The organism is Phytoamicus setariae (assembly GCF_016722925.1).
Lineage (GTDB): Bacteria > Pseudomonadota > Alphaproteobacteria > Rhizobiales > Rhizobiaceae > Rhizobium_E > Rhizobium_E setariae.
The window spans coordinates 197926-213000 of record NZ_JAEQNC010000006.1; the positions used below are offsets into that span (position 1 = coordinate 197926).

Annotated in this window: 12 protein-coding genes; 5 read left to right on the forward strand and 7 right to left on the reverse strand. The window is 57.5% G+C overall.

Annotated features, from left to right (window positions below):
* Positions 1-3: 3 nt before the first annotated feature.
* Positions 4-678 carry a TetR/AcrR family transcriptional regulator gene (locus tag JJB09_RS12725; protein ID WP_201658406.1) on the reverse strand — a complete coding sequence of 225 codons (675 nt, stop codon included), beginning with the start codon at positions 676-678 and terminating at the stop codon, positions 4-6.
* A 178-nt stretch (positions 679-856) separates the two neighbouring features.
* Between JJB09_RS12725 and JJB09_RS12730 the strand changes: the two genes are divergently transcribed.
* Entirely contained in the window at positions 857-1813 is a 957-nt protein-coding gene (locus JJB09_RS12730) for a homocysteine S-methyltransferase family protein (RefSeq protein WP_201658408.1), read from the forward strand.
* 159 nt (positions 1814-1972) lie between these two features.
* Here the strand turns inward: JJB09_RS12730 and JJB09_RS12735 are convergent, their stop codons facing one another.
* Positions 1973-2500 (reverse strand): single-stranded DNA-binding protein, encoded by a 528-nt coding sequence (locus JJB09_RS12735; RefSeq protein WP_201658410.1) that lies wholly within the window; start codon positions 2498-2500, stop codon positions 1973-1975.
* A gap of 275 nt (positions 2501-2775) precedes the next feature.
* Here JJB09_RS12735 and uvrA point away from each other — a divergent pair, with 275 nt between their 5' ends.
* Positions 2776-5697, forward strand: a complete 2922-nt coding sequence (gene uvrA, locus JJB09_RS12740; protein ID WP_201658412.1) for an excinuclease ABC subunit UvrA — start codon at positions 2776-2778, stop codon at positions 5695-5697.
* Between the two features lie 97 nt (positions 5698-5794).
* On the opposite strand, the gene glnA is transcribed toward uvrA, so the two are convergent.
* Both glnA and JJB09_RS12750 read right to left on the reverse strand, forming a co-directional pair.
* Positions 5795-7204, reverse strand: a complete 1410-nt coding sequence (gene glnA, locus JJB09_RS12745; protein ID WP_201658414.1) for a type I glutamate--ammonia ligase — start codon at positions 7202-7204, stop codon at positions 5795-5797.
* A 60-nt stretch (positions 7205-7264) separates the two neighbouring features.
* Positions 7265-7603, reverse strand: a complete 339-nt coding sequence (locus tag JJB09_RS12750) for a P-II family nitrogen regulator (protein WP_201658417.1) — start codon at positions 7601-7603, stop codon at positions 7265-7267.
* A gap of 383 nt (positions 7604-7986) precedes the next feature.
* Here JJB09_RS12750 and JJB09_RS12755 point away from each other — a divergent pair, with 383 nt between their 5' ends.
* On the forward strand, positions 7987-9435 hold the full coding sequence (locus tag JJB09_RS12755; RefSeq protein ID WP_201658420.1) for an NAD(P)H-hydrate dehydratase: 1449 nt from the start codon (positions 7987-7989) through the stop codon (positions 9433-9435).
* Between the two features lie 30 nt (positions 9436-9465).
* On the opposite strand, the gene JJB09_RS12760 is transcribed toward JJB09_RS12755, so the two are convergent.
* The 3 genes from JJB09_RS12760 to JJB09_RS12770 form a co-directional block, all read right to left on the reverse strand.
* On the reverse strand, positions 9466-11112 hold the full coding sequence (locus JJB09_RS12760; RefSeq protein ID WP_201658422.1) for a Na/Pi cotransporter family protein: 1647 nt from the start codon (positions 11110-11112) through the stop codon (positions 9466-9468).
* Between the two features lie 194 nt (positions 11113-11306).
* Complete coding sequence (locus tag JJB09_RS12765; RefSeq protein WP_210341722.1) at positions 11307-12344, reverse strand: TAXI family TRAP transporter solute-binding subunit; 1038 nt, start codon at positions 12342-12344, stop codon at positions 11307-11309.
* 18 nt (positions 12345-12362) lie between these two features.
* Complete coding sequence (locus JJB09_RS12770) at positions 12363-13331, reverse strand: coiled-coil domain-containing protein (protein ID WP_201658424.1); 969 nt, start codon at positions 13329-13331, stop codon at positions 12363-12365.
* 364 nt (positions 13332-13695) lie between these two features.
* Between JJB09_RS12770 and hspQ the strand changes: the two genes are divergently transcribed.
* A complete protein-coding gene (hspQ, locus tag JJB09_RS12775) occupies positions 13696-14025 on the forward strand; it encodes a heat shock protein HspQ (protein WP_201658426.1) in 330 nt (109 codons plus the stop codon).
* A 99-nt stretch (positions 14026-14124) separates the two neighbouring features.
* Positions 14125-15072 carry a phosphoribosylaminoimidazolesuccinocarboxamide synthase gene (locus tag JJB09_RS12780; protein ID WP_201658428.1) on the forward strand — a complete coding sequence of 316 codons (948 nt, stop codon included), beginning with the start codon at positions 14125-14127 and terminating at the stop codon, positions 15070-15072.
* The last annotated feature ends 3 nt before the right edge of the window (positions 15073-15075 follow it).

Sequence of the window (15075 nt, forward strand, 5' to 3'; positions counted from 1 at the left end):
CATTCAGGAACGGGAAAACGCCAGCCTGACGAAGGACCTGTAGGCGAGAACCTGCCGTTCGAGTTCGCCCGGATCATGCAGTGCCTTGGCCATGATGATGGCGCCATCCACGACGCAGGACAGCATTTTGGCAAGATCTGGCAGATTGATATTTTCCCGGACCGGATGGATGCGGGCAATCTCTTCGAGATAGCCGAGGAAGCGCGCATTCCAGCCCTTCATCGATTGCGCGCTCAGGTCCCGGACTTGTCTGTCAAAAAGCCGCTCCTGGTAACAGATGGCGGAAATTAGGCAGCCAGGATGGCCCGAGGGCAAATCCCTCATCAACTCAGCCAGCAGTTTCAGCCCGACGAGAAACGCGTCGAGTGGATCATCGGTGAGGTCGCGTCCCCGACCGAAAATGTCGTCGAAAATCCTGTCGTTGGCGATGACGTAGCGGCGCAGCATTTCATGCGCGAGTTCGTTTTTATCCTTGAAATGGTAGAAGAAACCACCCTTGGTGATGCCAGCCTCGCATATTACCTCCTCGATCGAAGTGGCAGCAAACCCCTTGGCAAGCACCGACGCTTCGGCAATCTCGAGAATGCGCTCCCGTGTGGCCGCGCCCTTCCTGCCATCGCGACGCGTTTCGAACTGTACCGTCGGTACAGTTTTGTACTCACCAACTTCAGAAGGCATGACGGCCAATCACCTCTCTCGATAGCTAAGTAACTGTGTCCACGAGATTTTCTTAAAATCGAGGCTGCAGTACCACAAGCTCACTAGAACAAAATGTCTGGTTTCTGAGAGAATTGCGCTCTTGAATGCGCTAGGTTCGCAACCTGCGCCTACTGCAATTTAACATCGGAGACCCCAAATGGCAAAGTATCGACACGATCTGCCTCAGCTAAAAGGTGGTGATTTCCTGACCGATGGCGGAATGGAAACGACTTTCGTTTTTCATCGCGGCATGGAGCTTCCACACTTTGCATCGTTTCCGCTGCTGGATACGGACGAAGGCCGCGCCGAAATCGTCAGATACTTCGAACCCTATATCGAGATCGCCCGCACGCGAGGCGTTGGCTTTATATTGGATAGCCCGACATGGCGTGCCAACCCGGACTGGGGACCCCGCCTTGGCTACGACGAGGACGGTCTCATTGCTCTCAATATTCGTTCCATCGAGTTCCTGGAGAGCTTGCGCAGGCGTTGGGAAACACCGGAAACGCCGATCGTGCTGGAAGGCGTGATCGGTCCCCGCGGTGACGGCTACAAGGCGGGCAACATGGATCCAGCAGATGCGGAGGATTACCATTCGCTGCAGATCGAAGCTTTCTCGAGATCATCTGCCGATGTGGTCGCCGCCTTCACCATGAACACCACAGGCGAAGCAATCGGTATTGCTCGCGCAGCCAAGGCAGCGGCCATGCCTTGCGTCATTTCGTTCACGGTGGAGACGGACGGCGGTCTGGTCAACGGCACGTCCCTGCGCGAGGCGATAGAATTGACAGAGGAAGCGACCGGCGGCTCTCCAATCTACTACATGGTGAACTGCGCTCATCCCACGCATTTCGACCAGGCACTGAAAAATGGCGACAAATGGGTGAAACGGATCGTGGGGATTCGCGCGAATTCATCGACCAAGAGTCATCAGGAGCTCGACGAGTCCACGGAAATCGATATTGGCGATCCGGTCGATCTTGGACGCCGTTACCGGGCGCTCAGAAAAGACTACCCCGACATGCGCATCCTTGGCGGCTGCTGTGGTACCGACCACCGACATCTTTTCGCAATCTGCGAGGCATGCGCGCCGACACGCGGCATGGCCACGTGAACAGAGCCGACATTGCTCGACAGGGTTTGGGAGCAGCAAAACTTCAACGAAAATGCCACGCATCGAAATCGACGCGTGGCATTGTGAAATTCTTGTATCGCGCAAAATGCAGACAGCACACTCATTGCCATCTTTACGCTATGCATTGACCAACCGCGATCAGAACGGAATGTCGTCGTCCATGTCGCGCGAAAACGACGGGGCATTCTGCTGCGGACGACCTGACGACTGTGTGCGAGCAGGCTGGCTGTTGCGGTTGTCGCCACCGCTGAAGCCTGAATCATAGTTGTTGTCTTCATAGCCGCCCTGGGCGCGACCGCCGCCGCCACCCTCGCCGCGGCCATCGAGCATGGTCAGCGTCGAATTGAAGCCCTGCAGCACGATTTCCGTCGAATAGCGGTCGTTGCCGGTCTGGTCCTGCCACTTGCGGGTCTGCAGCGCACCTTCGATATAGAGCTTGGCGCCCTTCTTGATGTACTGCTCGACAACCTTGCAGAGGCCTTCATTGAAGACCACCACGGTGTGCCATTCGGTCTTTTCCCGGCGTTCGCCGGAATTCTTGTCGCGCCATTGTTCGGACGTCGCGATGCGCAAGTTGGCGATCGGCCTGCCGTCCTGCGTACGCCTGATTTCCGGGTCGGCACCAACGTTGCCAACCAGAATAACCTTGTTTACACTACCCGCCATACCAATATCCTATTCGCGAAAAGGGACACCAAACGCCCCGGAGCCTTAGTCTCGCCGACTTTACCCGTTTGGTGAGGCCAAAGCGCCCCTGTGGCCACCTAAATCCACAGAAAATCCGGCTTCCATGCGTTCCTTATTTGTTCTATGCAGTTTCATGAACGATGTCAATCGACTCGTGAGACTGTGGAAAATCGGAATTCCTGTGGGTCCTGGTGACAACCGATGTCAGTGGTGCGGCGTACAGGTGTTCGAACGAACGTCATGAAGCAGGCAAAATGAGCGAACTTAAGACCATATCCATCCGCGGTGCACGTGAGCACAATCTCAAGGGCATTGATCTCGATCTGCCGCGCAATAGCCTGATCGTCATGACCGGGCTCTCGGGCTCGGGGAAATCCTCGCTGGCGTTCGATACGATCTATGCCGAAGGGCAGCGGCGCTATGTCGAGAGCCTGTCGGCTTATGCGCGCCAGTTCCTCGAGATGATGCAGAAGCCTGACGTCGATCAGATCGATGGCCTGTCGCCGGCTATCTCGATCGAGCAGAAGACGACGTCGCGCAATCCGAGATCCACCGTCGGCACGGTTACGGAAATCTACGACTACATGCGGCTGCTGTTTGCGCGTGTCGGCGTTCCCTATTCGCCGGCGACCGGTCTGCCGATCGAAAGCCAGACCGTGAGCCAGATGGTGGATCGCATCCTCGCCTTTGAAGAAGGGACAAGGCTCTACATTCTGGCGCCTTTGGTGCGCGGAAGAAAGGGCGAGTACAAGAAGGAACTTGCCGATCTGATGAAGAAGGGCTTCCAGCGCGTCAAGATCGACGGCCAGTTCTACGAGATCCCCGACGCCCCTGCGCTGGACAAGAAGTACAAGCACGACATCGATGTCGTTGTTGACCGTGTCGTCGTGCGCTCTGACATGGCCACCCGCCTGGCCGACAGCGTCGAGACCTGCTTGCGGCTGGCCGATGGGTTGGCGATTGCGGAATTTGCCGACCGGCCTCTGCCGCCTGAAGAGACATCGGAAGGTGGCTCGGCCAACAAATCGGCCAATGAGACGCATGAACGGGTGATGTTCTCGGAAAAGTTCGCCTGCCCGGTTTCCGGTTTTACCATTCCGGAGATCGAGCCACGGCTGTTCTCATTCAACAATCCGTTCGGCGCCTGCCCCTCCTGCGACGGCTTGGGCACCCAGCAGAAGATCGATGCCGATCTGATCGTGCCCGAGCAGCAGCGGACGCTGCGCGACGGCGCCATCGCGCCCTGGGCGAAGTCGGTGTCGCCCTACTACAACCAGACTCTTGAAGCGCTGGGCAAGGAGTTCGGCTTCAAGTTGTCTTCGCGCTGGAGTGACTTGTCCGCGGAGGCGCAGGGGGCGATCCTGCATGGTACAGGCAAGCGTGAGATCACCTTTCACTATGCCGATGGCGCCCGGTCCTACCAGACGACCAAGACTTTCGAGGGCATTATCCCCAATCTCGAGCGCCGCTGGAAAGAAACCGATTCCGCCTGGTCGCGCGAGGATATCGAACGGTTCATGAGCCAGGCGCCCTGCCCGGCCTGTAACGGCTATCGACTGAAGCCGGAATCGTTGGCGGTCAAACTTGACACCTTCCATATCGGTCAGGTCTCGGAAATGTCGATCCGCGACGCCGTTGGCTGGTTCAACGCTTTGCCGGCCAAGTTGAACGCAAAGCAGAACGAGATCGCGGTCCGCATTCTCAAGGAAATCCGCGACAGGCTGAAGTTCCTCAACGATGTTGGTCTCGAGTATCTTGCGCTGTCGCGTAATTCCGGCACGTTGTCTGGCGGCGAGAGCCAGCGCATCCGGCTGGCGTCGCAGATCGGTTCCGGTCTCACAGGTGTGCTCTACGTTCTTGACGAACCATCCATCGGCCTTCACCAGCGGGACAATGCGCGGCTGCTTGAAACGCTCAAGCATCTGCGCGATATCGGCAACACGGTCATAGTCGTCGAGCATGACGAAGATGCGATCCTGACGGCCGACTACGTCGTGGACATCGGTCCGGCAGCCGGCATTCACGGCGGTGAAGTCGTGGCTGAAGGCTCGCCATCCGACATCATGGCAAACCCGAACTCGCTGACCGGAAAGTACCTGTCCGGCGAAATGTCGGTGGCTGTCCCAGTGGATCGCAGAAAGCCTAAGAAAGGCAAGGAAATCAAGGTTGTCGGGGCAAAAGCCAACAATCTGAAGAATGTTACTGCCTCCATTCCGCTGGGCGTTTTTACCGCAGTCACCGGAGTGTCGGGCGGCGGCAAATCCACCTTTCTGATCGAGACGCTCTATAAGTCGGCGGCACGTCGCGTTATGGGCGCCCGCGAAAACCCGGCCGAGCACGAGCGCATCGAGGGTTTCGAGCACATCGACAAGGTCATCGATATTGACCAGTCGCCGATCGGTCGGACGCCGCGCTCCAACCCTGCGACCTATACCGGTGCATTCACTCCGATCCGCGATTGGTTTGCCGGCCTGCCCGAAGCCAAGACGCGGGGCTATGCGCCCGGAAGGTTCTCATTCAACGTCAAGGGCGGCCGCTGCGAAGCCTGCCAGGGCGATGGCGTCATCAAGATCGAGATGCACTTCCTGCCTGACGTTTACGTCACCTGCGACGTTTGTCACGGAAAGCGCTACAACCGGGAAACGCTCGACGTACACTTCAAGGGCAAGTCGATTTCCGACGTGCTTGATATGACGGTCGAGGAAGGCTGCGATTTCTTTGCTGCGGTCCCGGCCGTGCGTGACAAGCTTACGTCGCTCAGGGATGTCGGTCTCGGCTATATCAAGGTGGGCCAGCAGGCGAACACGCTTTCCGGTGGCGAAGCGCAGCGGGTCAAGCTGGCCAAGGAACTGTCGAAGCGCTCGACCGGCCGCACGCTCTACATCCTCGACGAGCCGACAACGGGCCTGCATTTTCACGATGTGGTCAAGTTGCTGGAAATGCTGCACGAGCTGGTCAACCAGGGCAATTCCGTGGTGGTCATCGAACACAATCTTGAAGTCATCAAGACTGCGGATTGGATCATCGATTTCGGGCCGGAAGGCGGTGACGGCGGTGGTGAAGTGATTGCCGAAGGTACACCGGAACAGGTGGTCAAGGAAACGCGTTCCTACACCGGTCACTTCCTGAAGGAACTGCTGGCGCGCCATCCGGCCCGCCAGGCGGCTGCCGAATAGGTATCCACAACTCTTCACTGATAAATGAAAATGGCGGGACCGAAATCCCGCCATTTCTTGTTTCAAGACGATTGCCGGGCGCGAACCCGGCCATGCATCAGCACGAATAGTACATGTCGAACTCGACCGGATGCGGGGTCATGTCGTAGCGCATGACTTCCTGCATCTTCAGTTCGATATAGCTGTCGATCTGGTCGTCGTCGAACACACCGCCAGCCGTCAGGTACTTGCGGTCCTTGTCGAGGCTTTCCAGCGCTTCGCGCAGCGAGCCGCACACGGTCGGGATCTTCTTGAGTTCCTTCGGCGGCAGGTCGTAGAGATCCTTGTCCATGGCCTTGCCCGGATGGATCTTGTTCTTGATGCCGTCGAGGCCGGCCATCAGCATCGCCGCGAAACCGAGATAGGGGTTCTGGGCCGGATCAGGGAAGCGGACCTCGAGGCGCTTGGCCTTCGGATTGGTGCCGAACGGAATACGGCAGGAAGCAGATCGGTTGCGCGCCGAATAGGCCAGCAACACCGGTGCCTCATAACCCGGGACCAGTCGCTTATAGGAGTTCGTCGTCGGATTGGTGAAGGCATTCAGCGACTTGGCATGCTTGATGATGCCGCCGATATAGTAGAGGCAGCTTTCCGACAGGCCGGCATACTCGTCACCAGCAAAGGTCGGTTTGCCGTCTTTCCAGATCGACTGGTGGACATGCATGCCCGAGCCATTATCGCCGAAGATCGGCTTCGGCATGAAGGTCGCGGTCTTGCCGTAAGCATTGGCAACCTGGTGGACGACATACTTGTAGATCTGCATCTTGTCGGCATTACGCACCAGCGTATCGAACTTGACGCCGAGTTCATGCTGGGCAGCGGCGACTTCATGGTGCTGCTTTTCGACGACCACGCCCATTTCCGCCATGACGGTCAGCATTTCGGAACGCATGTCCTGAAGGCTGTCGATCGGCGGAACCGGGAAATAGCCGCCCTTGACGCGCGGACGGTGACCCAGATTACCGGACTCATAGTCGGTATCATCGTTGGACGGCAGCTCGGAGGAATCGAGTTTGAAGCCGGTGTTGTAAGGATCAGCCTTGTACTTGACGTCGTCGAATACGAAGAATTCCGGCTCCGGACCGACGAAGATGGTGTCGCCGATGCCGGACGCCTTCAGATAAGCTTCAGCCTTCTTGGCTGTGCCGCGCGGGTCGCGGTTGTAGGCTTCGCCAGAAACCGGATCGAGAATATCGCAGACGATCACCATGGTGGACTGGGCGAAGAACGGGTCCATGTGCACGGTTTCCGGATCCGGCATCAAAACCATGTCCGACTCGTTGATGGCCTTCCAGCCTGCAATCGAGGAGCCGTCGAACATCACGCCATCGGCGAACATGTCTTCGTCTACGACGCCAACGTCCATGGTCAGATGCTGCAGCTTGCCCTTGGGGTCGGTGAAGCGCAGGTCCACGAACTTGACGTCATTGTCTTTGATCTGTTTCAAAATATCTTTTGCGGTCGTCATTTAAGCATCCCTTTATGATGACGATAATCTCTTCCTGGCCTATCGTGGCTGGAAATAACTTCAGATGGCGTCCACGCCTGTCTCGCCCGTGCGGATTCGGACAACCTCTTCCACATTCGAGACGAAAATCTTGCCGTCGCCAATGCGGCCGGTTTGGGCCGCATTGCGAATGGCCTCGATGACGCGCTCTACATTTTCGTCGGCAAGCACAACTTCGACTTTCACCTTGGGAAGAAAGTCGACGACATATTCGGCGCCGCGATAGAGTTCCGTATGACCCTTTTGCCGTCCGAAGCCCTTTGCTTCAGTGACCGTAATCCCCTGCAGGCCGACTTCCTGAAGTGCTTCTTTCACTTCGTCGAGCTTGAAGGGTTTAATGATCGCTTCGATCTTTTTCATGAGAAAATGTCTCTCCGCTTCCCCAGTTACTGCAGGTGTAAACCCGCCCGCCTTGGCAATGCACATAGCGTGCCAGATTTTGAAAATGGCGACGCTTTTTGCTTGAAAAACTGCAAGACGACGGCGATCATGCGCAAAATCCCACAAAAAACCAGTGAAAAAGATGTTGAATCGGCAAATTAGCCCTCCTACTCCCGCATTTTTCGGCAGTCAGCTTTGCTGCTCCCCTAACGGGCAGTCAGGCTCAGGTGAATATTTTGGCAAACGCCTAAATATTAATCGAAAATCGGCATCGCGGATCGGGCGCGCCTCGCCGACAGTGGGCCTTGTTTCGTGCGAGCGTTCGCACGTGCATCAATAATAGGCAAAGGGATGAAAATCGGATGCTGATTGAGCCCGAAGCCGTAGCCAAAATCGATGCCGATTGTATCCGTTCGGGTATTCCGGGCTATGCGTTGATGACTGCTGCCGGCCATGCGGTTGCGGCGGCGGCACTACGGCACTATCCCGAGGCCGAGCGTTTCGTGGTGCTTGCCGGGCCGGGAAACAATGGGGGCGACGGCTATGTTGCCGCGCGGCTGCTCGCAGAATCCGGTGCTGACATCCGCGTCTTCCGGCTGTCGATGAAACCACCCATGACTGAGGACGCGAGCCGCGCCCATGCTGAATGCCCGGTCGAGGGCCTGCCGTTGTCGATGTATTGCCCTCGCCTTGGCGACGTCGTCATCGACGCGCTGTTCGGTGCAGGGCTGGCACGCGACCTATCCCCTGAAGTCAGCGACCTGATCAGCGAGTTGGAGCGCAATCGGATACCGGTCCTTTCTGTCGATATTCCGAGCGGAATTTGCGGGCGTTCCGGCCATATACGAGGGGCGGCCTTTCGTGCCGAGCGTACAGTGACCTTCGTTGCGCTGAAGCCAGGACAAGTGCTGCTGCCCGGGCGCGAACATTGCGGCGAAGTGGAAATCGCAGAAATCGGCGTCCCTCGACGCCTCATTGAACAATACCGCAGCCCGACCCGCATCAATAGTCCAGACATTTGGTTGGACTATGCCAGTGCGAAAACGCCCTCCGGGCACAAGTATTCGCACGGTTCGCTGGGGGTCTTTTCGGGCGGGGCGACACAGACCGGGGCGTGCAGGCTTGCGGCCGAAGCCGGACTACGTGCCGGTGCGGGTCTGGTGACGATTGCAGGTCCATCAGAGGCCCTTGCCGCCAATGCGGCACATTTGACCGCGGTGATGTTACGCCAGGTCGATGGCAGGGCCGAACTCGACGAATGGCTGCAGGACCGCCGACTGGGCGCTTTCGTTCTTGGGCCTGGTTTCGGAGTTGGCGAGAAGGCGCGGGATTTCGTACTGGCACTCCGCGACCGCAACCTCGTCCTTGATGCAGACGGAATTACATCGTTCCGAGATGATCCCGAACGTCTCTTCGAAGCCTTTTCGACTGGAGCACCGCATCTGATACTCACCCCCCATGATGGTGAGTTTGGCCGCTTGTTTCCGGACGTCGCTGCAAGCAAGGAAATTTCGAAAGTCGAGCGGGCGCAAGCCGCAGCACGACGGGCCAATGCCATCATCATACTAAAGGGAGCCGATACCGTCATCGCGGGGCCGGACGGGCGCTGTGCAATCAATTCCAACGCCCCGCCGTGGCTCGCCACCGCCGGCTCAGGCGATGTACTGGCGGGAATCTGCGGCTCGCTGATGGCGCAGGGCTTTGCCGCCTTTGAGACTGCGTGCGCCGCCGTCTGGTATCATGGCGAGGCCGGTAATCGCGCCGGCAAGGGACTGACGGCGGAAAGCCTCGTCAGCCATATCGATATCTGATCGGCTACCATCCCGGTATGGCCGTGCCACCTAAAGCAGACGGCTGGTCCTCAACTGACCGGCCTGCGAAAGAACCGGATAGGCGATTGAAACCAGCAGCGAGTTGATTTCCTTGAGGTCGCGCATCGTGTCGATATGGATCGACGACGAGTCGATGCTGGCAACATTGCCGCCGCCGAGTCGTTTAAGGTGCTTGTCCTCGCTCTCGCGCACCATTTCTCGCACGACTTCCTTCTCGTGGACGAGTTGGCGGGCGTGCTCGAGATCGCGGTTGACGATCAGGTTGAAGGCAAGCCTTGCATTGCGAAGCACGCGTTGGTGCATCGCCGACAATTCTTTCCACCCTTCTTCGGAAAAAGTTGCGTTGCGGGCGAGCTTCTTCTTCGCCTTGGCAAGCATGTTCTGCGATATCACGTCGCCGACCTGCTCGAGATTGATCGTGGCGCCGAGCAGATCCTGCTGGCGGCGGGCCGTGTCTTCGTCGAGTTCGTTGCTGGAGACGCGCGCAAGATACATCTTGATCTGCCTGTTGTAGCGATCGACTTCGTCGTCGAGCTTTTCGATCAGTTCGAGATTTCGCGGGTCCGGGTTTTCGTAGGTGACGAAAATCCGGTTCAGCATCAATTCGATTTTGTCGCACATTGCCACGACTTCGCGTGTTGCATTGTCGAGTGCCCGCCACGGTTTGCTGATGTCGGCGGGATTGAGCGCGGTTAGCTGTTCGAGTGGCTTGTCATCATCTTTTGGGGATTCCGGCAGCATCCGCACCAGAGCACGGGCAATGGCATTGACGAAAGGCAGGCCGATGATCACCACGGCCGCATTGACGATCACGTGGACCCAGACAACGGCGTCACCGGAGTGTTCGAAGAACATCTCCGGCTTGATCTGCAGCGCAAACTGCAGGACCAGGCAGGCGATCATACCGAACCCGCGGATCATGACGTTGCCGAGCGGCACGATCCGCGCGGCCTTTTCTTCGTTACGCGTAAGGGCAGCGCCAATTACGGCACCGCCGAAATTGATCCCGAGTACGAACGGAATGATCAGCACCGATGGAACCAGCCCCTGCTCGGTAAGCGAGGCAAACAGCAATATTGCGGCAACGCTTGAGTGGAACGCCCAGGCAAGAAGTGCTGCAAGCAAGAAGGCGGTAATCCAGTCCTGGCTGAGATAGCCGATGATCACTGGCAGGATATGGCTTTCCTTGAGCGGCGTGGATGCCTCGCCAATCAACCGCAGCGAAAGCAGCAGGAGGCCCAGGCCGAACAGGATTCGCCCCATTTCCCGCCAGCGTCTGGACGTCGTCCGAAAGCCGATGGTGCCCCCGATCAGCAGGATCGGCACCAGCAGCGAAAGGTCGTGGCGCAGCAGTCGGGTCACAAAAGCAGATCCCAGATCTGCGCCAAGCAGAGTTGCTATCCCGAGTCCTGTCGTGACATAGCCACTGGCGACAAAACCGGAAATGATAAGCGCGACTGCGGTGGCGCTTTGCAGGGCGATCGCCAGGAAGAAGCCGGCGGTAGCGGCGCTGAATCGGTTGGAAAGGGCGTGTCTCAAGCGCTGCCGCATGAAGTCGCCATAGGCGCGCTCGATGCCGGTCCGCACCATCCGCGTTGCCCAGAGCAGCAGAGCGACAGCACCCGCCAGATTGATGAAGATCACCGAACCGCTCAACTGCCGTTACCTCCGGGCGAAATGAATGCTACAAATTCCTAGGAAATCAGAATAAAAATGTATCGTGTATTTCTATTGTCGTATCAAGTCCAATTGCGGCATCGACTTGACTCGGATGCATGCAAATCTCCCGTGCCGCAAATTTCGCGGCACGGGACATCGCCTGTCCATGATCCGATGGCGGAAGGTCTCGTCTACTTCTTGAGGCGCTGCTTCAGAAGATTAAGGTATTCGTCATTTTCGCCGCTTTCGTCGCTCGCGGGGGTCGCTTTTGCGATGCACGCGGGCTTGTAGTCCATTGCCATGCCTTCCTTGACGCACACGCCCACCTTCCAGCCGGGTGGAAGCGCCGTGAGATCCACGTTCTTCCATTTCGGATGGCCGGTACGCTGTAGGGCCTCAAGGTTGTTGAGGATCAGGCTGGAAAAATCGGCGACGGCCTTGCAACTGTCACGATGATAGGCGTTGCGCTTCTTGTCGTAGTCGTAGGTCATCAGCACGGCCTTGACCGAAACAACGTCGACCGCACTCTTTTGGAAGTCATACGTGCCCGCATCGATCCGCGAGGGGATGTATGTGGCAAGCAGCGGTGCTTCGGTAATCGGCAGCAGATGGAATTTCGAGCCGTCTATGGCATCGCCTTGGAAAAGGGCAGCGGGAGCGCCCGCGACATAGAACAGCGCATCAATTTCGCCCGCTTGCAGTTTCGGCAGCGCCTCGTCGGGATTGATGGCGATTTTTTCGACACCCTTGATCTGCAGGATATCCATGATCAGCGTCGCAGTCAGATAGGTACCGCTGTCCTTGACGCCGATCGCGACTTTTTTGCCGGCGAGTCCCTCAAGGCTGGGAACGTCGGACTTGGCCAGAATGTGAACCTCCTCGTTGTAGAGAGGGAACATGATCCGGACGCCCTTGACTGCCTTCTGGATTTCCGCATCGTTGGCTTCGAATGTCTTGAGATACTCAAGGACGTCGTTCTGCACGATGCCAAATTGGGTGTTCTTGCGATTCCTTACGCCGATAAAATTCTCGAGCGAGCCGGCGCTTTCCACGACATTCAATGTCTGGCCGCACTCCCTGCCCAGAGCGGCGATATCGCGACCGATTTTGATATAGGTGCCCTTGGCGCCGCCGGTCATGATGCTCTTTTCTATTTCCGCAGCATTTGCAGGCAGGCAAAACGCCAGGGCCAAAATCAGTGCAGGGGCAATCTTTTTCAGTATGCGCATTTTTATCCTCCAGATCGATCAGCAGCTGCTGGCGAGATCGCGAATTAGATTCCTGAGCGGCACCCTCGGCACGTTACCATACGTTGCACGCAGGGAATCGGTGACGCATTCTCCCCTTTCGAGCATGTTGACGAGGTTATCCTGCTTGTCAGCGGAAAGTTTCCCGAAACCTGGAAGATCCTGAACCGCCGCCCTCACCGCCTCCGGATCTCGCCGTCCACTACCGCTATCGACAGGCTCCTGCTCCGGCGGTTTGGTTGTATCTGGTGTAACAATCTTGGCTTTCAGGGTCTCGATTTCCGCAGCCAGCGACGCCCGCTCCTTTTCCAGCCTGACAATCCGTGCGTTCAGAGTATCCATCTGCTTCGCCTGGTCGCTCACCGTTGCGTTGGCGCGCTTGAGATCCTTGTTTGCGGAACGAGCGTCAGCCTCTTGCTTCGCAAGGTCGGCTGCCATCATCTTCATCTGCTGCTTGAGGCTGTCGGCCTCCTTCTGGAGTTGAACAATCCGGTTCCGCGCTGCGCCATCGGCATCGGTCATTTTTTGCGATAACTGCTCCTTCAAGTCGGTAATCTCGTCCTGAAGCCCGGCGTTGGCCTTCTTCAACGCAAGCACCGCCTGGGCGGCGCTGCCAGCTTCCTTCTCCAGTCGCCGAACTTCCTTGGTTTGTCTGTCCACGGTATTCTCGAGCTCTATAATCTGAAGCTCGGCGACCTTGAGCGACTTGCGCGCCCGGCCCAGCTCACCGGAAAGATTGCCTGTTTCGTCGAGGGTTTTCTGCAGCGCCTCAATCTCGGCCTGGGCCTGATCCTTGGCCTTCTGAACCTGGTTTGCGATATCGGCACGCAACGCGTCTCTGGTGCGATTTGCAGATGCAAGCCTATCCTCCAGGTCTCCAATGCGTTGACGCAGAGCGACTTGCTCTGTCTCGGAGCCATTGGAGTCGAATTTCGTTTCGGATAGGGTTTGCTGGAGTTCTGCGATCATCTTGTCGCGCGATTGCAGATCGCCGGTTGAGACGCCGCTGAGATAGCGCGCGCCGGCATAACCGCCTCCGACCCCGATCACTCCGGCGATCAGGGCCGCAATCAGGACGCCGCTGCTTCCGGAGCGGCCGCCCCCAGAAGAGAATGTCCCGTCCCGCCCCCATTGATTGACCACGTCTGACCCCTGCGCTTGAATACCTGTGCTTCCTATTTAGAAACCACGGCGGAAAATGCACCATATTTCTAAAGCCGACAATAACACTGCCACAATTGCTATGTTATTATGTCGTGCTGTGGCACATCGACGTTCTTGAAATTTGGTGATTTCATACCATTTTACTCGAAAGTGTATTCGAGGTTCGCCCATGCGTGAAAGAGTTGCAAAATATCAAATTGGTCAGGTTGTGAAGCACCGGGTGTTTCCATTTCGCGGCGTGATTTTCGACGTCGATCCCGAGTTTGCCAATACAGAGGAATGGTGGAATTCGATTCCGGCGGAGGTACGGCCTTCGCGTGACCAGCCGTTCTATCATCTCTATGCCGAGAATGCCGAAACTGCCTATGTTGCCTATGTGTCGGAGCAGAACCTCGTCGTCGACGAAAGCGGCGATCCGTTTCGGCACCCGGCTGTCAGTGAGAATTTCAGTCCCGACAGCAAGGGCATGTACCGTCCCAAGACCCTCAACACCCATTGATGCCGGCGCAGAACTGTTCGCAACCGCGAATGTCGCTTGACCTTTCGGAAAGGCGCTGGTTTATCGCCCCCATCTGGAACTTCCGAGGTTGATAACCCGATGGCCGCTCTCCCTGTGCTGGACGACGCATTCATTCCCGAATTGCCCAATTACTACAAGGGAAAGGTGCGAGACAATTACGACCTGCCGGACGGCAAGCGCATCATCATCGCGACCGACCGGCTCAGCGCCTTCGACCGCATCCTGTCCTCGATCCCGCTCAAGGGCCAAGTACTGACGCAGACGGCGCGTTTCTGGTTCGAAAAGACCGCCGATATCTGCCCCAATCATGTCATCGCCTATCCGCATCCGAATGTGGTGATCGGCGAGCGTCTCGAGATCCTGCCGGTTGAGATCGTGGTTCGTGGCTATCTCGCCGGTACGACCAGCACATCGATCCTGACAAAGTACAAGGCAGGCGAGCGTTCGATGTATGGCATCACGCTGCCCGATGGCATGCGCGATAACGAGCGGCTTCCGGAGCCGATCATCACACCGACCACGAAGGCTTTCGACGGCGGCCACGACGAACCGCTTTCCGGCGCCGAGATTCTTGAGCAAGGGCTCCTGAGCGAAGCGCAGTGGAACGTGGTTTCCCGATTTGCGCTGGCACTTTTCAAGCGCGGGCAGGAAATGAGCGCCGAGCGTGGACTGATCCTGGCGGATACGAAGTATGAGTTCGGGATCAACAAGGCGGGAAATATCATTCTCGCCGACGAAATCCATACGCCTGATTCCAGCCGCTACTGGATCGCGGATTCTTATACGGAGGCGCTTGCCAACGGCACTCGACCGGCAAGCTTCGACAAGGACTTCATCCGGGCATGGGTTGCCGAGCGTTGCGATCCCTACAAGGACGAAATTCCCGCGATTCCTGCAGAACTCGTGGCGCAGGCATCCAAGGTCTATCTTGATGCCTATGCGATGATTACCGGAAAAACGATCGATGCGCCGACGGCCGAGCCGCCGCTCGAAAGCATCCGCGCGGCGCTGAAGCCGTATTTCTGATCG